At 42.8% G+C, this 18,282-nt stretch carries 20 protein-coding genes; 16 read left to right on the top strand and 4 right to left on the bottom strand.

Going from position 1 to position 18,282, the window contains the following annotated elements:
* Positions 1-139: 139 nt before the first annotated feature.
* The 4 genes from hslV (at position 140) to deoD (ending at position 3,451) form a co-directional block, all read left to right on the top strand.
* Entirely contained in the window at positions 140-664 is a 525-nt protein-coding gene (gene hslV, locus L884_RS0105895; RefSeq protein ID WP_028766620.1) for an ATP-dependent protease subunit HslV, read from the top strand.
* A gap of 44 nt (positions 665-708) precedes the next feature.
* Positions 709-2,034, top strand: a complete 1,326-nt coding sequence (gene hslU, locus L884_RS0105900) for an ATP-dependent protease ATPase subunit HslU (RefSeq protein ID WP_028766621.1) — start codon at positions 709-711, stop codon at positions 2,032-2,034.
* Between the two features lie 109 nt (positions 2,035-2,143).
* On the top strand, positions 2,144-2,539 hold the full coding sequence (locus L884_RS0105905; protein WP_028766622.1) for a gamma-butyrobetaine hydroxylase family protein: 396 nt from the start codon (positions 2,144-2,146) through the stop codon (positions 2,537-2,539).
* 207 nt (positions 2,540-2,746) lie between these two features.
* Positions 2,747-3,451 carry a purine-nucleoside phosphorylase gene (deoD, locus tag L884_RS0105910; RefSeq protein ID WP_028766623.1) on the top strand — a complete coding sequence of 235 codons (705 nt, stop codon included), beginning with the start codon at positions 2,747-2,749 and terminating at the stop codon, positions 3,449-3,451.
* Positions 3,452-3,524: 73 nt separating this feature from the next.
* Here deoD and L884_RS0105915 read toward each other — a convergent pair whose 3' ends face one another.
* From L884_RS0105915 to L884_RS0105930, 4 genes are all read right to left on the bottom strand, one after another.
* Entirely contained in the window at positions 3,525-4,196 is a 672-nt protein-coding gene (locus L884_RS0105915) for a Crp/Fnr family transcriptional regulator (RefSeq protein WP_028766624.1), read from the bottom strand.
* A gap of 85 nt (positions 4,197-4,281) precedes the next feature.
* Positions 4,282-5,337, bottom strand: a complete 1,056-nt coding sequence (locus L884_RS0105920) for an MJ1255/VC2487 family glycosyltransferase (protein ID WP_028766625.1) — start codon at positions 5,335-5,337, stop codon at positions 4,282-4,284.
* A gap of 9 nt (positions 5,338-5,346) precedes the next feature.
* Positions 5,347-5,856 carry a phosphatase PAP2 family protein gene (locus L884_RS0105925; RefSeq protein ID WP_028766626.1) on the bottom strand — a complete coding sequence of 170 codons (510 nt, stop codon included), beginning with the start codon at positions 5,854-5,856 and terminating at the stop codon, positions 5,347-5,349.
* 165 nt (positions 5,857-6,021) lie between these two features.
* Complete coding sequence (locus L884_RS0105930; protein ID WP_028766627.1) at positions 6,022-6,270, bottom strand: YgjV family protein; 249 nt, start codon at positions 6,268-6,270, stop codon at positions 6,022-6,024.
* A gap of 338 nt (positions 6,271-6,608) precedes the next feature.
* On the opposite strand from L884_RS0105930, the gene rraA reads away from it, so the two are divergent.
* From rraA to hemB, 12 genes are all read left to right on the top strand, one after another.
* The gene (gene rraA / locus L884_RS0105935) at positions 6,609-7,094 is read left to right on the top strand and encodes a ribonuclease E activity regulator RraA (protein WP_028766628.1); all 486 of its coding nucleotides are present in this window, start codon (positions 6,609-6,611) and stop codon (positions 7,092-7,094) included.
* Between the two features lie 157 nt (positions 7,095-7,251).
* Complete coding sequence (locus L884_RS0105940; RefSeq protein WP_028766629.1) at positions 7,252-8,286, top strand: formimidoylglutamase; 1,035 nt, start codon at positions 7,252-7,254, stop codon at positions 8,284-8,286.
* 203 nt (positions 8,287-8,489) lie between these two features.
* Complete coding sequence (ubiE, locus tag L884_RS0105945) at positions 8,490-9,245, top strand: bifunctional demethylmenaquinone methyltransferase/2-methoxy-6-polyprenyl-1,4-benzoquinol methylase UbiE (RefSeq protein ID WP_028766630.1); 756 nt, start codon at positions 8,490-8,492, stop codon at positions 9,243-9,245.
* Positions 9,246-9,256: 11 nt separating this feature from the next.
* Positions 9,257-9,880: a ubiquinone biosynthesis accessory factor UbiJ gene (locus L884_RS0105950; protein ID WP_028766631.1), complete on the top strand. Its 624-nt coding sequence runs from the start codon at positions 9,257-9,259 to the stop codon at positions 9,878-9,880.
* Entirely contained in the window at positions 9,877-11,526 is a 1,650-nt protein-coding gene (gene ubiB / locus L884_RS0105955) for a ubiquinone biosynthesis regulatory protein kinase UbiB (protein ID WP_028766632.1), read from the top strand. The genes L884_RS0105950 and ubiB overlap by 4 nt, the downstream gene beginning before the upstream one ends.
* A 61-nt stretch (positions 11,527-11,587) precedes the next feature.
* A complete protein-coding gene (gene tatA, locus L884_RS0105960; RefSeq protein WP_028766633.1) occupies positions 11,588-11,857 on the top strand; it encodes a Sec-independent protein translocase subunit TatA in 270 nt (89 codons plus the stop codon).
* A 6-nt stretch (positions 11,858-11,863) separates the two neighbouring features.
* Positions 11,864-12,262, top strand: coding sequence for a Sec-independent protein translocase protein TatB (gene tatB / locus L884_RS0105965; RefSeq protein WP_028766634.1), 399 nt, complete (start codon positions 11,864-11,866; stop codon positions 12,260-12,262).
* Positions 12,263-12,265: 3 nt separating this feature from the next.
* Positions 12,266-13,030, top strand: a complete 765-nt coding sequence (gene tatC, locus L884_RS0105970; protein WP_028766635.1) for a twin-arginine translocase subunit TatC — start codon at positions 12,266-12,268, stop codon at positions 13,028-13,030.
* A 171-nt stretch (positions 13,031-13,201) separates the two neighbouring features.
* Entirely contained in the window at positions 13,202-13,705 is a 504-nt protein-coding gene (locus L884_RS0105975; protein ID WP_028766636.1) for a hypothetical protein, read from the top strand.
* The gene (locus tag L884_RS0105980; RefSeq protein ID WP_028766637.1) at positions 13,705-14,499 is read left to right on the top strand and encodes a TatD family hydrolase; all 795 of its coding nucleotides are present in this window, start codon (positions 13,705-13,707) and stop codon (positions 14,497-14,499) included. The genes L884_RS0105975 and L884_RS0105980 overlap by 1 nt, the downstream gene beginning before the upstream one ends.
* The gene (locus L884_RS0105985; protein WP_028766638.1) at positions 14,499-16,367 is read left to right on the top strand and encodes a sensor domain-containing diguanylate cyclase; all 1,869 of its coding nucleotides are present in this window, start codon (positions 14,499-14,501) and stop codon (positions 16,365-16,367) included. Before L884_RS0105980 ends, L884_RS0105985 begins: the two co-directional genes overlap by 1 nt.
* A 29-nt stretch (positions 16,368-16,396) precedes the next feature.
* Complete coding sequence (gene hemB, locus L884_RS0105990) at positions 16,397-17,407, top strand: porphobilinogen synthase (protein ID WP_028766639.1); 1,011 nt, start codon at positions 16,397-16,399, stop codon at positions 17,405-17,407.
* Positions 17,408-18,282 lie beyond the last annotated feature (875 nt).

Below are 18,282 nucleotides of genomic sequence, written 5' to 3' on the forward strand. Positions count from 1 at the left end.
CAAATAAAAACGCTGCCCTGTGCAGCGTTTTTTTATGCCCTAAGTCTGGGCTCCCCTTGATATTCAAATCAGCATCCCCATATCTCTATTATCGTCAACCAGCAGGCATAATGTCGCTGGCTAGAGAAGAGGATTTATTGTGACCACTATCGTATCAGTACGCCGAAATAACCAAGTAGTTATCGCCGGTGATGGCCAAGTTTCTCTCGGTAACACCGTTATGAAAGGCAATGCTAGAAAAGTTCGTCGTTTGTACCACAACAAGGTACTGGCTGGCTTTGCTGGCGGTACAGCCGATGCATTCACCCTATTCGAGCGTTTCGAAGCTAAACTTGAAATGCACCAAGGTCACCTAATGCGTGCAGCTGTTGAAATGGCTAAAGACTGGCGCTCGGATAAAGTACTGCGCAAACTTGAAGCTTTGCTTGCTGTGGCCGATGCTGAATCTTCATTAATCATTACCGGTAACGGTGATGTGGTTCAGCCTGAAAATGATCTTATTGCGATTGGTTCTGGCGGCAACTTTGCCCAATCAGCTGCAACTGCACTACTTGAAAATACAGACTTAAGTGCACTTGAGATTGCTGAAAAATCGCTAACAATTGCTGGTAACATCTGTGTATTTACCAACCAATTTAAGACTATTGAAGAATTAAAATACTAAGCCAAAGTGCTGAGTAACAATGCTGTAAAGCATGAGGAAAGAATATGTCTGAAATGACACCACGTGAAATTGTTCACGAACTAGACAGCCACATTATCGGCCAACAAAAAGCTAAACGTTCTGTTGCTATTGCACTGCGTAACCGCTGGCGCCGTATGCAGCTAGCTGCAGATCTACGTCAAGAAGTAACACCAAAAAACATTCTTATGATTGGTCCTACTGGTGTAGGTAAAACTGAGATTGCTCGTCGTTTAGCTCGCCTTGCAAAAGCGCCATTTATTAAAGTGGAAGCGACTAAGTTCACTGAAGTGGGCTATGTAGGTAAAGAAGTTGAACAGATCATTCGCGATCTTACCGATTCAGCTATCAAGCTGACTCGTGAAGAGCAAATAACAAAGTGCAAGTTCCGCGCAGAAGAAGCGGCTGAAGAGCGTATTTTAGATGCACTTCTGCCTAAGCCGAAAGAAGATTGGGACAGCGAAAAGTCTGACGACAGCGCAACACGCCAGATCTTCCGTAAAAAATTACGCGAAGGTCAGCTAGATGATAAAGAGATCGAAATCGATATAGCTGCCCCACAAGCAGGGATCGAGATCATGTCTCCTCCGGGCATGGAAGAGATGACTAACCAATTACAGAGCCTGTTCCAAAACATGGGGCCAGGTGCCAGTAAGCGCCGTAAAATGCCAATCAAAGAAGCATTCAAGCTATTGATTGAAGAAGAAGCGGCTAAGTTAGTAAACCAAGAAGATTTAAAAGAGCAAGCAATTGAGCTAGTTGAGCAACACGGTATCGTGTTCCTTGATGAGATTGATAAGATCTGTAAGCGCGGTGAGTCATCAGGCCCAGATGTTTCTCGTGAAGGTGTGCAACGCGATCTTCTGCCTTTAGTTGAAGGTTGTACGGTTAACACTAAACACGGCATGGTTAAAACCGACCATATTTTGTTTATTGCCTCGGGTGCATTCCAGATGTCTAAGCCGTCGGATTTGATCCCTGAGCTGCAAGGTCGTTTACCGATCCGTGTAGAGCTAGATGCCCTATCAGCTGGTGACTTTAAACGTATTTTGACTGAGCCACATGCGTCATTAACTGAGCAATATATTGCGCTTATGGCGACTGAAGGCGTAACAGTAGAATTTACTGAAGACGGGATCGACGCTATTGCTGAAGCTGCTTGGCAAGTAAACGAACGCACTGAAAACATTGGTGCACGTCGCTTACATACTGTGATGGAGCGTTTAATGGAAGAGCTTTCTTATGAAGCCTCTGACAAGTCTGGTTCTGTTTCAGTTATCGATGCCGAATATGTTAAAGCACACCTAGATAACCTAGTTCAAGACGAAGATCTAAGCCGCTTTATTCTTTAAGCTCAGCTTAACCAAATAATGGCTAAATTAGTGATAGCGGTTAAGGACAATATGCTCCTTAACCGCTATTCTGTTTCTAAATACTCGTAAAATCATGTCGGTTACAAAGATGACTCAAGATAACAGCACACCTAATGTGGTAGCCCTTAAGCTAAAACGTAAATCTCGCCAACTTGAAATGAGTTTCGATAACGGTGAAACCCACCAGCTAAGCTGTGAGATGCTGCGCGTTTACTCGCCTTCAGCAGAAGTGCATGGTCACGGTAATCCGGTGCTTGTTACCCATAAGAAAAACGTCAATATCACTGCGATCGAACCTGTTGGAAATTACGCGGTAAAAATCACTTTTGATGATGGCCATAATACAGGGCTGTTCTCGTGGAAAGTATTACACGACCTTGCAACACACCAACTCGACTTATGGGAAAAGTATCTTGCTCGTTTGCGTGCAGCTAAAGCTAGCCGTGAGCCATTGATCGATATGGCTGTTAAGTATCACAAGTAAGCTTATATAAGCTTGTCTAGGGTCACTTAAACCTAATTAGGTGATCCTTTTTGTTGTTCTCCCCAAAAATTGAATACGCATTTTTAGTACGAGTATTCGTTATCCCCTGAGCTAAAAACTGGCAAAATTTGCCAATGCGGACTTAAGTCCTCTAAGCCTTTGCTGATGCCATTTAATATCACCTGCATTGAAAAAAGAGGATAACTCATGACAGCACATATCAACGGTAAACTTGGTGATTTCGCAGAAACCATCATCATGCCTGGTGACCCACTACGCGCTAAATACATCGCAGAAAACTTCCTAGAAGATGCGGTGGAAGTGACTAATATTCGCAACATGCTTGGCTTTACGGGCTTTTACAAGGGCCAACGCATTTCGGTTATGGGCCACGGTATGGGCATTCCATCTATGGTGCTTTATGCTCACGAGTTAGTCGCTGATTTTGGCGTGAAGCGTATTATTCGTGTCGGTAGCCTTGGCGCCACTCAGCAACATGTAAAAATTAATGATGTGATTTTAGCCCAGGCAGCAGGTACTGATTCACCAACCAATGCTAAGCGCAGCAGTGGCTATCAAATGGCAACATCAGCAACTTTTGAGTTGCTGCACAAAGCCTACATGATTGCTCAGCAAAAACAGATCAACGTAAAAGTAGGTAACGTGTTCAGTGGTGACATGTACTACGATCCTGATGAAGATATGATCCCTGCACTTGAGCGTTTTGGCGTGCTAGGGGTTGATATGGAAGTGGCCGGTTTATACGGACTTGCGCATCACAAAGGTTTTGAGTCATTAGCGATTTTAACTGTATCTGATCACTGTTTGACTGGTGAAGAAACCACAGCAGAAGCACGCCAACTAACCTTCAATAACATGATTGAGTTAGCTTTAGAAACTGCCTGCCAGTAAAGCACGAGTAACTAAACTCGTTAATTTGCCAAGCTAGCTGAAATATAGCTCCAGTTTTGTTATGCAACTGGAGCTATTCAATAAAGGCTTTAAGTCCGGCTAAGTCTTGAATAATAAGCCCTTCTTTATCACGCTTAATTAACTGCAGCTCCTCGAGTTTTTTGACTGCGCGGCGATATACTCTATCAGTAGTTGCGAAGCGTTCGGCTTCTAAGTAACACTTATTAAATCCAGCAACAGGTTGCTCATTCAAGTGCTGCTGATACAAATCATAAGCAATATTGTAGGCAATGGGATACAGCATGCGACGAGTCAACATATCTATTGTGTCTTGATAATCAATAGCAATTGCGCTGGCAAAAAACAGCGCGAATTTAGGCTCTTTTAGCAAAGCTTGCTGCAGTTTCTCACCATTAATAATCGCAATTTCTAACGCTTCTTCCGCAATGATATCAAGCTGACAGTGATAGCCGCTAAAAAACTCCATCTCACCAAAAAGCTGAGAGTCACAAGCCATGGTGCCAAGCTGAAAGCAACGACCATTTCTGGCTGCATACCCCATTGAGATTTTGCCACTCGCAACAAAAACAAGTGAGGTAACAGGCTGCCCTTGCTGCATTAACTTATAATTTGCGGCAACGGTTTTAGTTTCGGTAATGCATTGATGCATTATCTGCTCAATAGCGTCATGCTCTTGCTGCCATAAAGACTGAAAACGCCCTTTAGCTAACGGTTTAAGTTGCATAGTGTATTAAATAAACTCGTGGCTCATCGATAGGCCTAATTATACCTCGCTACACTCGAACTAATACCAATCTGTGTGAGTAAAATTACGGGCTTTTTTTCTGCCAACTCAGCGGAAGTTCAACCTCTTGCCACAGCGATTGGCACAACTTTTCCGGTTGGCTCCAATCACCTTTTAATAGCCACGTAACTAAAGCATCACCCACTTCCGGATAATGAATAGCTTCAGGCATTGGTGCCTTTAGCCAGCGTCTAAGTACTTGCGGATCTAAATGGGTTTTCATGCATTCCGCGGCACCGAGCAACTCTAATGCAGCAACATTCGATAACTGCTCAAATTGGCCAAGCAAAGGCTTTATCAGCAGTTTTTTACCTAAAGTTAATGCCTCACTCGCCAACTCAAAGCCTGCATTACCTATCACACCACCACAACTGGCCATTGCCGATTTAAAACCCACGCGGTCAAAACCGTGCCACTTAATGTGCTCTGGTGTTACCTTAGAGGGTGTATTTGCGTGATAAATCAAAAAAGTGTAGTCATTAAAGGGCGCGAGAAAACTCACTATTTCATCTGCAGCCTCAAAAGGTAAATACACCAAAATTTGGTGAGCAAGTTGCTGTTCAACAACATCAACCTCGACAAAAGGTGGCAAAATAGGAAAACCAAAATGATGCCAATGACAGCCCAAAGCAATATCGACTGGGGCAAAATAATTGAGCATCATCTCGTTAAACCAGTTATCGCCAACTTTAGGTACGGGAAAGTTAAGTGCAGCTTGATGACTGATACCGATAGAAGGCACGCCTTGATTTTTTGCCGCCCACGCAGACACAGGTTCAAAGTCATTCAGGACTAAATCATAGTCGGTTAAATCTAAACCTTTGACATCTTTTAAAAAGCCTAGCCATGCATTTTGTTTAGCTGTTTTTGCTATGCTGACTCTACCGCGTTCTGTGGCAAAGGTTAGCCCTGACTGCACCTGATATTGCCCAAAACACTGCATGTCAAAAAACTGCTCAGCACTGCGACCCGAAAAAAAGAAATCCACATCAACGCCTTGTTTATGCAGCGCTTGAGCCATAACTCTTGCTCGACTTAAATGACCATTACCTGTGCCCTGCACACCATATAGAATTCGCAAGTTACTCTCCTAAATCATTTGCTGAGCGATTAAGACCGACACGATGCCAAGAGTGGCCCCAGCAACAATATCGAGTGGATAGTGCACACCAAGCACCACACGCGATAAACCAATGGCCACAGCCCAAGTCGCAGCAATATAAAAAAGTTGGGGATAAACAAAGTAGATGCTTGCGGCCATGACAAATGCGGCAGCGGTATGACCCGAAGGTAAACTAAATTTATCAGCAGGTTCAATCATTGCCGAGTCATCAGCTAATGCATGGCATGGCCTCGGGCGGCGGATCATGTTTTTTAGTACGAAATACAAAGGTAGCTCAACAAGATAAGCAACCAACATGGCATATAACAATGACTCATGATGGCGATCAAATACTAAACATGCGACAGCTAGATATAAGTAAGCTGGACCATTTCCAGAGGCAGACACCTTAAGCGCCATTGGCTGTAGTCGATGTTGCTGGCCTAGTTGCACTATATATCGATAGAGCTTGCTATCGAGTTGCTTTATTGAAGTCATTTTAGCCCCCTGCGCTTCTTAGCTAGGCAAGCTATGAAAAGTCCATGACGTCAAGGTGACAACAGATCTAAATTTTTATGACAACAAGACCAGCGAATGCCAGCTTGTAAAACTTGCAGGAGGGGAAAACGAAGCGCACCAGCTTTAAGCTGGTGCATAAGTGGCTTACGATGCGAGCTGAGCGCTATTACGATTTCGATATAACTTAACTAAGTGATATACGTTAATACAGGCAACAAAAGCATTCATTCCGGCCACCGGCCAAGCCTCTATCGAAGCGCCATAAATAACGAATAAACTACAACCGGTAAAGTTCAGGCATCTAAGCCAGATAATGTCTTTCATCATAAGTGATATAGCCACCATAACTGATGCGGCATATCCAATGATTTCAATCGTGTTCACTGCTTCCATAAGGCACCTTTTGCTGGCCCTATGCCTTCCTTAAGCTAATTGGGGGGTCCGTGCCCCTAAAGCGGATAAAATTTAAAGTTTATAGCGATTTTAACTGACACCATGCTAACAAAAACCCATACAAACTGTAATAAAAAACCGTCAAATAATGACATCAATCATGTTTTTGTACTTTATTTAACCTAACCGATGAAAAATTACTACAACCATGTTGAGTGGGTTGATATTAAGCAATTGCGTGATTGATAACGCTTTTCTTTTTAAGAATCCCTTATATACTGAGTGCAATTACTTGTTTGCTCGGGCAGCTGGGCGTCTTATCTATCAGGAGTGTTCTTATGGAATACAACACCTCAGAACTTTGTGACACTTATATCGATGTTGTTGATGTTGTCGAACCCATGTTCAGTAATTATGGCGGGTGTAACTCTTTTGGTGGTTCTATTAGCACCATTAAGTGTTTTGAAGATAACGGTCTAATCATAGATGCTGTTCAGGAAGATGGTGAAGGTAAAGTACTCCTAATTGATGGCGGTGGTTCACTTCGTCGTGCATTACTAGATGCAAATATTGCTGCTAAAGCGGTTGAAAATAACTGGGAAGGTATCATCGTTTATGGAACTGTGCGTGATGTTGATGCATTAGAAGACTTAGATATTGGTATTCAAGCTTTAGCGTCAATTCCAGTTGGTGCTGACAGCAATGCCATTGGTGAGCTAGAGATCCCGGTTAACTTCGGTGGTGTAACTTTCTTACCTGGTGATCATGTTTACGCTGACAATACCGGCATTATCCTCTCGCCAGAGCCATTAGATATCGACTAAATCGCAGTGATTTCCACCTGCGCTATACTCATTTAAAGCCAGTCTTCGTGACTGGCTTTTTTACACCTGAACAATCCCACAAAAATCACTATCACTTGCAGGCAAAAATTATCAGCTTAAACTAGGTCACATCAAAGCTAACAATAAGAACAATATTATGCTGCACCTATCATTGTTTACCGAAGACAAGCGACAAGACCTTATCACAACTCGTGAGGGTGAAATTAAGGTTGGCCAACAAGCTCAGTTGCCAATAACAAGTTGCAATCTTGCCGATAACTTAGCTCAGGCTAAAGCTAACGGTGCTCGTTTTGTTATTTTAGGCATTGGCGAAGATATTGGCCCACGAGCCAACCTTGGCCGTGGTGGTGCCACCAATGCCTTTGAAAGTGCTATGGCACAATTTCTAAACTTACAGTCTAATCGTTTTTTCAATGGTAAAGAGTGCTTAATACTCGGGCAAATCAGCACTCAAGATCTGCAACTTGATACGCAAAGCACTACAGAACAGCTGCGTGATCAAGTCGCTAAATTAGATGAACGTGTCATAACTGTACTAACATCAATCTTCGATTCAGGGTTAGAGCCGATCGTTATCGGTGGTGGTCACAATAATGCTTATGGCTTGCTCATGGCTGCTAAAGCCAGCTTTAAACGTCCAATTGCAGCGGTAAACTTAGATCCTCACTCAGACTTTAGACCTAAAGAGGGTCGTCACAGTGGCAATGGTTTTAGCTACGCAGCAGCTTCAGGTGCATTAGGTTACTACCATGTACTAGGCTTGCATGAACTTAAAAATAGTGAAGCAACATTAGCGCAGTTAGAAACATTTGGCGCTCAGTGGCATTCTCTTCAGCAAATTTGGATTCGCCAAGAGCTCAGCCTAGAAACGGCATTAAAACAAATCGCAAAGCAGTTGAATAACACTCAATCTCCCGTTGCCATAGAGCTTGATGTCGATGCTATAACCAATATGCCAAGTAGCGCTTCAACCGCCGCAGGGATCCCATTGTTAGATGCGCTAAAATATGTCAATTACATAGGCAAACATTGCCCAAGTGTATACTTACATTTAGCTGAAGCAGCACCGAGTTGTCACGTAGCTGGGGAAGCTGCAGGGCACCGAGAAACGGGCCAAAGTTTAAGTGAGTTGATCTACTCGTATATCAACGCACGTATAAATGCGTTATAGACAGTAATAATTATTCAACATTGCCAAATAGTGTGGTGTAATGCGCTGTCAATTTTGCGATGCTCTGCGCAACAGCGCATTTTTTATTATCCTCAAACGGATAGTCAACCTTCGTCACAGAGTAGTAGATGAAAGATTCAGCAATTCGCTGTGATGACATACAATCGCAACAATTTAATCGCTAACGTTATAGGAACAGATAGATGTCAGACGACACTCCAAAGAGCACTCACTTCGGTTATAAAACCATTGAAGCAGAGAAGAAAGCAGACATGGTTGCTGGCGTATTCCATTCTGTCGCAGCAAAATACGACATTATGAATGACGTAATGTCTTTTGGTATCCACCGCATGTGGAAGCGCTTCACCATCGAGAGCGCAGGTGCACGCCCAGGCATGAAAGTACTCGATCTTGCTGGCGGTACTGGCGACTTAACAGCTAAGTTCTCTCGCATCGTCGGTGAAACAGGCCAAGTAACACTAGCAGATATTAACGATTCAATGCTCAAAGTTGGCCGTGAAAAGCTAAGAGACAAAGGCATTGTGGGTAATGTTAACTACGTGCAAGCTAACGCTGAAGCACTGCCTTTTCCTGATAACCATTTCGACATTATTACCATTGCATTTGGTTTACGAAATGTGACCGATAAAGATGCTGCGATTGCATCTATGCTGCGTGTGTTAAAGCCAGGTGGCAAGCTACTGGTACTAGAGTTTTCAAGACCTCAGCATGAAATCATGCGCAAGGTTTATGACTTGTACAGCTTTAAAGTATTGCCAAAAATGGGTTCTTTGATCACTCAAGATGCGGAAAGTTACGAGTACCTAGCAGAATCTATTCGTATGCACCCTGATCAAGAGACACTTAAGCAAATGATGGAAGCAGCAGGCTTCGAGCAAGTCAATTACACCAACATGACTGATGGTATCGTAGCTTTGCATAAAGGTTATAAATTCTGATTGGACTCGCTATGTCTCGTGACCTGCCATTAATTGCCTGCGCCGCGATAGAGATCAGTTTCAATAAGCTGATCTCACAATCTCCTGAAGACTACGCTCAACAGCGTGGTCTGCATGGCAAAGTTCTCTGTATCCAACTTTCTCAACTCAGCTGGCCAATATATTTTCTATTTGCCAAAGAGATCCAGGTTTTCTCGCATTATGAAGGTGAAGTAACAACCAAAGTTAATGCCGATGTAACCACACTGTATCAACTGACTGAAGGTGCCAACCTAACCGAGTTGATTAAACAAGATAAACTTAGCCTTGAAGGCGATTTAAATTTGCTGCAGACCTTTAGTCACTACATGCAACAAATAGACATCGACCTCGCTGAACCCTTATCTCGCTATATCGGTGATGTACCGACACACTTTATTAGCCAAGGTTTAAAGCGAGCTAAAACAGACTTAACCGATGTGCTACGCAAGACTCGCTCGCACCTAGGGCAACTGACAACAGAAGAGTATCGACTCGCTCCCCATAAGCTGGAATATATACATTTAAGCGATAATATCGACGACCTAAGTAAAGATGTTGACTCTGTTGCCGCTCGAATTGAGCAGCTTTTTAATAGGATAAAGATGAAACCATGACAGTAAAAAGCATCAAGCGCGCTTATCACGTCATTCGTACTGCTTTGCAATATGGATTAGATGAATTAATCCCCTCTAAGTTAACGCCTTGGTACTTTAAACTGTTAAGGGGTTGTTTTTTCTGGCTACGCAACCAACACAAAGACAAGGTTGGCGGTGAGCGCTTAAAGCTAGCAATGCAAGAGCTAGGGCCAGTTTATATCAAGTTTGGCCAAATGCTATCCACTCGTCGTGACTTGTTATCAGATGAGTGGGCCGAAGAACTTGCTATGCTGCAAGACAGAGTACCACCATTTGACTCTGCGATTGCTCGCGCCTCAATTGAAGCAGAGCTTGGTGCGCCTATTGAAACCTTTTTCGATGACTTTGATGACACCCCTCTAGCGTCTGCATCAATTTCTCAAGTACATACCGCGACATTAAAATCAAACGGCGAAAAAGTAGTCTTAAAAGTACTACGTCCAGATGTTGAGCAAAAAGTACACGCTGATCTGTTATTAATGACCCAATCAGCCGAGTTTTTAGAAAGCCTGCTTGGCGCTAACAATCGCCTACGTCCAGCTGAAGTGGTTGAAGATTATCGTACGACCATTGAAGGCGAACTCAACCTCAAACTTGAAGCATTAAACGCCATTAAGCTACGTAACAACTTTATCGACTCTAATGCCCTCTATATACCGAAGATGTACGAGGAGCTATGCTTTACACGCTTAATTGTCATGGAGCGTGTTGACGGTGTACCCGTGTCCGATAAGGCAGCACTTGAAGCTCAAGGAACCAATTTAAAATTGCTGGCTGAACGTGGTGTTGAGCTGTTTTTCACTCAAGTATTCCGTGATAACTTCTTCCATGCTGATATGCATCCCGGCAATATTTTTGTAAGTCGTGAGCATCCCAACGATCCTTTTTATATTGGCTTAGACTGCGGCATCATGGGCACATTAAGCGATGAAGATAAACGTTATCTAGCAGAGAACTTCTTAGCTTTCTTTAATCGCGACTACCGCCGTATCGCGCAGCTGTATATCGAATCAGGTTGGGTGTCAGCCGACACCGACGTTGCAGCATTTGAACAAGCAGTAAAGGTGGTGTGCGAGCCAATGTTCAACAAGCCACTTGATGAAATATCTTTTGGCCATGTGCTTCTTGAGCTATTCAGAACCGCACGTAAATTCGACATGGTAGTACAGCCACAATTAGTCTTACTGGAAAAAACCTTACTTTATATTGAAGGTTTAGGTCGTCAGCTATATCCGCAACTAGACTTGTGGCAAACCGCTAAACCCTTTTTAGAGCAGTGGATGGCTGAGCAAGTTGGCCCAAAAGCGATGGCTGAAAAAGTTAAAAAACAGTTACCTTACTGGGCGGAACATCTGCCTGAGTTACCAGAACTAATTTATGACAACCTTAAAATGGGCCGCAACCTATCTAAAAATCAAAACAATTTGTTAGATCGGTATCTCAAACATCAACAAAAAGCTCATAAAAGTAACTATCTTTTGATTACATCGGCTGTTTTAGTGATCTGCGGCACTATTTTGTTAAACCAAGACGCTACACTATGGGCCTCTTATGGCAGTATTGGCATAGGCCTCACTCTGTGGGTGCTCGGATGGCGATCTAGACCAAAGAATCGCAAAATTTAGCTAGACCTAAATAACCAAAGGTTCATAATAGAACCAGTATCTAAATTAAGAGGATTCATCCATGGGTGGCATTAGTATTTGGCAACTTCTTATTATTGCTTTAATTGTCGTGTTATTGTTTGGAACTAAGAAGTTACGTTCACTAGGCGGCGATTTAGGTGGTGCAGTTAAGGGCTTCAAGAACGCCATGTCTTCTGAAGATGAGAAGAAGGCTTTAGAAGATAACGCAACTGACAAACCAGCTGCTGACGCTGCAAAAGTGACAGAAACTGCGAAAGTTGCAGAGACAGCTGAGAAAAAAGCTGAGTCTAAAGGCAAAGAACAGGCGTAATCGACTATGTTCGACGGTATCGGCTTTATGGAGTTGCTGCTGATTGGGATCTTGGGCCTAGTAGTACTTGGCCCTGAAAGACTCCCAACCGCTGTGCGCTCAATTTCTAGCTGGATCCGCGCCATGAAAAAAATGGCTAACTCAGTAAAAGACGAATTAGAGCAAGAGCTTAAAATTGAGCAACTTCACTCTGATTTGAAAAATGCAGAGAGTCAGGGGTTAAAAAACCTGTCTCCAGAGTTACAGGATTCAATCGATCAATTAAAAGAAGCGGCTCAATCTGTTAATCGTCCTTATCAAGTAGAAGACGTTCCTGCGGCGAAAGATACTACTCCAGCCAAAGAAACCTCGACTGCAGAGACAAGCTCGACAACAAGTGCTAATTCAGACAAACCTAACGGGTAGTCCATGTCACAACAGCAGCCATTAATCAGTCACTTGCTTGAGTTGCGAACTAAGCTACTGCGAGCAATTGGTAGTGTGCTTTTTGTGTTTATTTGTTTGGTGTACTGGGCCAACGATATCTACCATTATATGGCCACTCCTTTGATGCAGGCACTGCCTGAATCAAGCAGTATGATTGCAACTGACGTTGCAGCGCCATTTTTTGCCCCTTTTAAATTGACATTGGTGCTATCGTTTTTTGTAGCGATTCCCTATGTCCTTTATCAAGTGTGGTCATTCGTTGCACCAGGCCTTTATAAGCATGAAAAACGTTTGGTTATGCCACTGCTTGCAAGCAGTACATTATTGTTCTATTTAGGTATCGCTTTTGCCTACTATATCGTATTCCCTGTTGTATTCGGGTTCTTTACTAGCGTTGCACCGGTTGGTGTAGAAGTCGCTACCGATATCAGTAGTTACCTAAGCTTTATTCTAAAACTGTTTTTTGCTTTTGGTTTAGCCTTTGAGATCCCTGTTGCGGTCGTACTGCTTTGCTGGGCTGGCGTAACAACGCCTGAAGATCTTAAAGAAAAACGTCCATATATCGTGGTTGGCGCATTCGTCATTGGTATGCTGCTTACGCCACCAGATATCATCTCGCAAACAATGTTAGCTGTGCCAATGCTAATTCTGTTTGAAGGTGGGTTAATCGCCGCACGTTTTTATAGTAAAGGCAATGAGGATGATGAGGACGAAAACCACGATGAACAGAAAGAATCTGAATCGTAATTAGCTTTTTAGTCATCTTTTCAAAAGGTATTATCCCGTGCTTATTAAGCTCAGATAATACCTTTTTTGTTTTTAAGGCTAATTTGTAAACTGACTTTACGGTGTTAATTAAGCCAATAAAATGTAAAATCCCCTACAAGCCTGCTTAATAAAAATAAAAGGAAGTTACAGATGAACAAGCCTCGTTTAATGCTACTAAGCCTCACATCATTATTAATTTCGTCTACAGCCAATGCATCGTTAGAAACTCAACTTACCCAGTGCGCTGCGGTTCAAGATAAGCTAGAACGCCTAATTTGTTACGACAAAATCTCATCTTCTTTAAGTTCGAAAACCAAAATAAGCAGCACAACAGAAACCATAGCTGCTGCAGCGCCAACGGCCGCTGCTACAACTACAGCTATAGCAAGCAATCCAAGTGAAGATTTTGGCCAGATTTATAAAACTGAAGATACGATTGAAAAGATACAACTGCAAATAAAATCAATAGCGAAAGATCCTAGAGGCGTTCTTAAAATATCTTTTACGAATGGCCAGGTCTGGAAGCAAACAGATACAACAAGACTAAAGCTTAAAGATGGCCAAACCGTATATATCGAAAAAGCAGCGTTAGGCTCATTTATGCTAGGCACCGATGGTCGCAATACAACAATTCGAGTGAAGCGCTTAAAATAATGCCGCAATACATGGATATAGCTGTCAACTTGGTTGGCAGCTCTTTAGAAAAAGATATTCAACGTGTAGTTGATGATGCTGCGATACATTCTGTCACCTCTATGGTTGTTATTGGCAGCCATATTGATGAAAGCAAGCAAGCGATAGAACTCTGTAAACAGTTTCCTAATCAGCTTTATAGCACTGCAGGTGTTCATCCTCACCATGCAAGTCAATGGCAGCCTGATAGCCTCGATACCTTGAAAGAGCTAAGCCAAGCATCATGTGTATTGGCAATAGGTGAGTGCGGCCTTGATTATAATAGAGACTTCTCTCCTCGCGAGATGCAGCGCAAAGCCTTTGCAGAGCAGTTAGCCCTCGCAGTTGAATTACAAATGCCGGTACTGATGCATGAACGTGACGCACATGAGGATTTCTTGGCGATCTTAAAAGAGTTCCGTAGCGAACTACCAGCAGCATTATTACATTGCTTTACTGGCAATAAACAATCATTAGACGCCTATATAGGACAAGATCTGTATCTTGGAGTCACTGGCTGGGTGTGCGATGAGCGCCGCGGGCAAGAACTAGCTTCTATCGTTGCTGATATACCAAACGATAGAATATTGATTGAAACTGATAGCCCTTATCTTTTACCGAGAAGTATGCGACCGAAGCCTAAGTCGAGTAAAAATGAACCTAAGTACTTACCCTATATCGCACAATATATTGCAACACTCAAGGCGCAGAGCCTTGAAGACTTTGCTGCACAAACTTATTTAAATAGTCGTACTTTTTTTGGTTTAAAAAATTAATGCCAACCAGCTTTCAACGCCTGTTACTTACCATAGTTCTTATATTTCCAAGTATCTTAACGGCAAAAGAACTACATTCTATTAGTGATAAAACAACTGAGACTATTAAGTTAGTACCAGAGCTAGTTATTGCGAACCAGGCGCAGGACGTTAACATTACCGAGATTAGAAACTCTCCGACTATCAAATGGGAGCCATTCAGAACAGCACAAATCAAAGGTATAGCCAATACAAGTTATTGGCTAAAATTTGACTTCATTCAAACAACCTCCCAAGCAAAGCAGCTAATTTTATCGCTAACGAATCCACATATAGATTCTATTGGCCTTTACCACTTCAAAAATGGACAGCAAGAACAACGGTTACAGTTAGGTGATCATTATCCTTTTGCAAACAGACCTATTTTAAGTACTAATTTCTTATACTCTTTTGCTAGCCAGCAATTCGATAAGCATCAGTTTTACTTAAAAATAGATAGCACAGGCGCAACTAATCTACCTTTAAATTTATGGTCAAGTGAAGCCTACTATCAAAATGCAGAGCAGCAAACAGCACTTTATGGGTTTCAACTCGGGGTGCTTACCGCTATAGGCATATTCAGTCTATTTATCGCTTTAACATCTCGCTCATTCAGTTACACCTACTATGCGGGCTACGTACTGTCGATTACGCTTTTTGTTGCCAGTCTAAATGGCCTTGCGTTCAGGTTTATCTGGCCAGAGTGGCCACAAATACAAAACTATGCATTGCCAGCACTGCTTAGTTTATCAATGATGTTTGCCTTTCTTTTCTCTGAAAAAGTAATGCTTTTTAAATATCATAACCAGACAATGCTCCGTCTATGCCGGATAAGTGCTGCAACCTCTGTTTTACTACTTATCGTATGCTTGTTTTTAGACTACACCACAGCACTAACACTCAACATTTACGCAGTAATGCTTGCAAGCGTTATGCTAATGTATATGTCTACAGCACAAGCGATAAAAGGATATAAACTCGCAAAACTGTTTGCTATAGGCTGGTTTTGTATGATGCTTGGCGCTTTAATATCTGGCGCGCTCTACTTAAACATTTTCAATTCAGATCTAACCGCAAGCACTCCTTTTATTATAGGTTTAACAACTGAAGTTATATTTATGGCAGCCTTATTGGCCATTCGTTATAACGATGAACGCATAGCTAAGTTGAAAATTCAGCAAGATGCATTAGAGCAAGCTAAACAAGCAAAAGAACACAAAGAAAAAGCACTGCGTATTGAAGCGCGCAGTAGTGAGCAACTCAGTCAAAAAGTACAAGAACGTACATTAGAATTGGAAATTGCACTAAGGGAACTGAATGAAGCCAACCAAAAACTGACTGAGCAAGCGAAAGTTGACAGCCTAACTGGGGTCAAAAATCGTAATTCATTCGATAAAAGAATACTTGCGGAAGGCCGCATTAGCCGCAGACAACAAACACCTTTATCAGTTTTGATGCTAGATTTAGATCACTTCAAAACAATAAATGATTCATACGGCCATCTAGCTGGTGATCAAGCACTACGTGTTGTTGCTGATATTTTAAAGCAAAATTTAAAGCGTCCAACCGATCTAGTGTCACGTTTTGGCGGTGAGGAGTTTGCTATTATATTACCCAACACTGATCAAACAGGTGCTTTACAAGTTGCCGAAAGCATTAGAAAAGCCATTAATGCTGCACCAATTAGCTGGGGAGATCAAAGCTTTCCACTAACAGTAAGTATCGGCGTGAACAGTGAAGTTATTAACTCTGAAGAACATACAACCTTGCTATTAGAGCAGGCAGATCAAGCGCTCTATCAAGCTAAGAGTGAAGGACGAAATTGCTCAAGGCTATATCGTCCTCAATAAAATTAATGTCCCATTATCTGGAGCAAAATGTGAATATTATTACAAGTGCCTACCCACAACGCAGAATGCGCCGCATGCGTAAACATGAGTTTAGCCGTCGCCTAATGGCAGAAAACCAGTTAACAGTTAACGACTTAATTTACCCAATGTTTGTTCTAGAAGGTAATAATCGAACAGAACAAGTCGCTTCTATGCCTGGAGTTGAACGTCTGTCAATCGACCTACTTTTAAAAGAAGCTGAAGAGCTAGTAGAACTAGGGATCCCATTAATTGCGCTTTTCCCTGTTACTCCAGCAGAGAAAAAGACATTAATGGCTGAAGAAGCATATAATGCCGACGCTCTAGCTCAACGCGCAGTTCGAGCCCTTAAAGAAGCATTTCCGCAGCTAGGCGTTATGACTGACGTCGCGCTTGACCCGTTCACTACTCATGGGCAAGACGGTATCATTGATGAAACTGGCTACATCATGAATGACATCACAACTGAAATTCTAGTGAAGCAAGCACTATCTCACGCAGAAGCCGGTGCAGATATTGTTGCACCATCAGATATGATGGATGGCCGCATTGGCGCTATTCGCAAAGCACTAGAAGAAGCAGGTCATGTAAACACCCAAATCATGGCTTACTCAGCTAAATACTCTTCAAACTACTACGGACCATTCCGTGATGCAGTAGGCTCAGCAGGTAACCTAAAGGGCGGCAATAAGCACAGCTACCAAATGGATCCAGCTAATAGTGATGAAGCTTTACACGAGGTTGCCCTGGATATTCAAGAAGGCGCAGACATGGTTATGGTTAAGCCAGGTATGCCATACTTAGATATCGTTCACCGTGTAAAAACAGAGCTTGCAGTACCTACTTTTGCCTACCAAGTTAGTGGTGAATATGCCATGCACATGGCTGCTATCCAAAATGGTTGGTTAGCAGAGAAAGCGATCGTTATGGAATCACTACTTTGCTTTAAGCGCGCAGGTGCAGATGGTATCTTAACCTACTTCGCTAAACGCGCAGCCCAGTGGTTAAAAGAAGACAAGTAAACTCTTCTTACACGATATAGAAACGAGAAAGCCAGAGAACCTCTCTGGCTTTTTTATATCGCAAGACTAGCCTCACACGTAAAAGCACCATATATACTGATAGCCCTATTCTAGATAAGTTAGCGTTCAGTATTTTACAAACGCCCAAACGCAACTGCCCTCTATCCCATCCATAGCATTAGAAGTTAAACACTTTCTCACTTAATTTAAAGTCTGGAAATGACCTACTCTCGTAGTTCGCACAGCGAACACATGGGGGTGAAAGTGAGGCGCTTTGAATACGCAGTATTCAGACTCGCTTGAACGCGGAGAAGCTTGCCTTCGAAGCAGGAGGCAAGGCACACGGATGTGCCGAATGCCAGAAACGCATGGATGCAGTTTCAGGTCCCGCTCAGCGGCGGGGCGACGTCGACTCTTTACCACTAAGAATGGCATTTATGCCGACTACCTACCTTAAGTGAAGCAGCCACCTTTACGGGTAGCTGTATTCTAGATAAGTTAGCGTTCAGTATTTTACAAACGCCCAAACGCAAAAAAGCCACCTTAATAAGGTGGCTTCTTCACTTAATTTAAAGCCTGGAAATGGCCAGCTTCGAGCAAGCTCTCCGCGTTCACCCCTTGCATCAAACTTCGTTTGATAAGCACAAGGGCTTCACCCTACTCCACATGGGAACTGAACCTCACTGCGTTCGGGCTTTTTATTTCCCCATGTTCGTTCGGTCATCTTTCGTTATTTAGCGCCTGGAAATGTCCTACTCGGTTCGCGCAGCGAACACATGGGGGTGAAAGTGAGGTGCTTTGAATACGCAGTATTCAGACTCGCTTGAACGCGGAGAAGCTTGCCTTCGAAGCCGGAGACCCCGCTCAGCGGCGGG

This window comes from Shewanella fidelis ATCC BAA-318 (assembly GCF_000518605.1).
GTDB lineage: Bacteria > Pseudomonadota > Gammaproteobacteria > Enterobacterales > Shewanellaceae > Shewanella > Shewanella fidelis.

What these genes read in the sequence shown, in the direction of transcription:
- tatA (WP_028766633.1), top strand. Translation starts at nt 11,588, where the DNA reads ATGGGTGGCATTAGTATTTGGCAACTTCTTATTATTGCTTTAATTGTC.
- ubiB (WP_028766632.1), top strand. Translation starts at nt 9,877, where the DNA reads ATGACAGTAAAAAGCATCAAGCGCGCTTATCACGTCATTCGTACTGCT.
- L884_RS0105950 (WP_028766631.1), top strand. Translation starts at nt 9,257, where the DNA reads ATGTCTCGTGACCTGCCATTAATTGCCTGCGCCGCGATAGAGATCAGT.
- L884_RS0105930 (WP_028766627.1), bottom strand. Translation starts at nt 6,270, where the DNA reads ATGGAAGCAGTGAACACGATTGAAATCATTGGATATGCCGCATCAGTT.
- rraA (WP_028766628.1), top strand. Translation starts at nt 6,609, where the DNA reads ATGGAATACAACACCTCAGAACTTTGTGACACTTATATCGATGTTGTT.
- ubiE (WP_028766630.1), top strand. Translation starts at nt 8,490, where the DNA reads ATGTCAGACGACACTCCAAAGAGCACTCACTTCGGTTATAAAACCATT.
- L884_RS0105940 (WP_028766629.1), top strand. Translation starts at nt 7,252, where the DNA reads ATGCTGCACCTATCATTGTTTACCGAAGACAAGCGACAAGACCTTATC.
- L884_RS0105985 (WP_028766638.1), top strand. Translation starts at nt 14,499, where the DNA reads ATGCCAACCAGCTTTCAACGCCTGTTACTTACCATAGTTCTTATATTT.
- L884_RS0105915 (WP_028766624.1), bottom strand. Translation starts at nt 4,196, where the DNA reads ATGCAACTTAAACCGTTAGCTAAAGGGCGTTTTCAGTCTTTATGGCAG.
- L884_RS0105905 (WP_028766622.1), top strand. Translation starts at nt 2,144, where the DNA reads ATGACTCAAGATAACAGCACACCTAATGTGGTAGCCCTTAAGCTAAAA.
- tatC (WP_028766635.1), top strand. Translation starts at nt 12,266, where the DNA reads ATGTCACAACAGCAGCCATTAATCAGTCACTTGCTTGAGTTGCGAACT.
- L884_RS0105980 (WP_028766637.1), top strand. Translation starts at nt 13,705, where the DNA reads ATGCCGCAATACATGGATATAGCTGTCAACTTGGTTGGCAGCTCTTTA.
- hslU (WP_028766621.1), top strand. Translation starts at nt 709, where the DNA reads ATGTCTGAAATGACACCACGTGAAATTGTTCACGAACTAGACAGCCAC.
- tatB (WP_028766634.1), top strand. Translation starts at nt 11,864, where the DNA reads ATGTTCGACGGTATCGGCTTTATGGAGTTGCTGCTGATTGGGATCTTG.
- L884_RS0105975 (WP_028766636.1), top strand. Translation starts at nt 13,202, where the DNA reads ATGAACAAGCCTCGTTTAATGCTACTAAGCCTCACATCATTATTAATT.
- L884_RS0105925 (WP_028766626.1), bottom strand. Translation starts at nt 5,856, where the DNA reads ATGACTTCAATAAAGCAACTCGATAGCAAGCTCTATCGATATATAGTG.
- deoD (WP_028766623.1), top strand. Translation starts at nt 2,747, where the DNA reads ATGACAGCACATATCAACGGTAAACTTGGTGATTTCGCAGAAACCATC.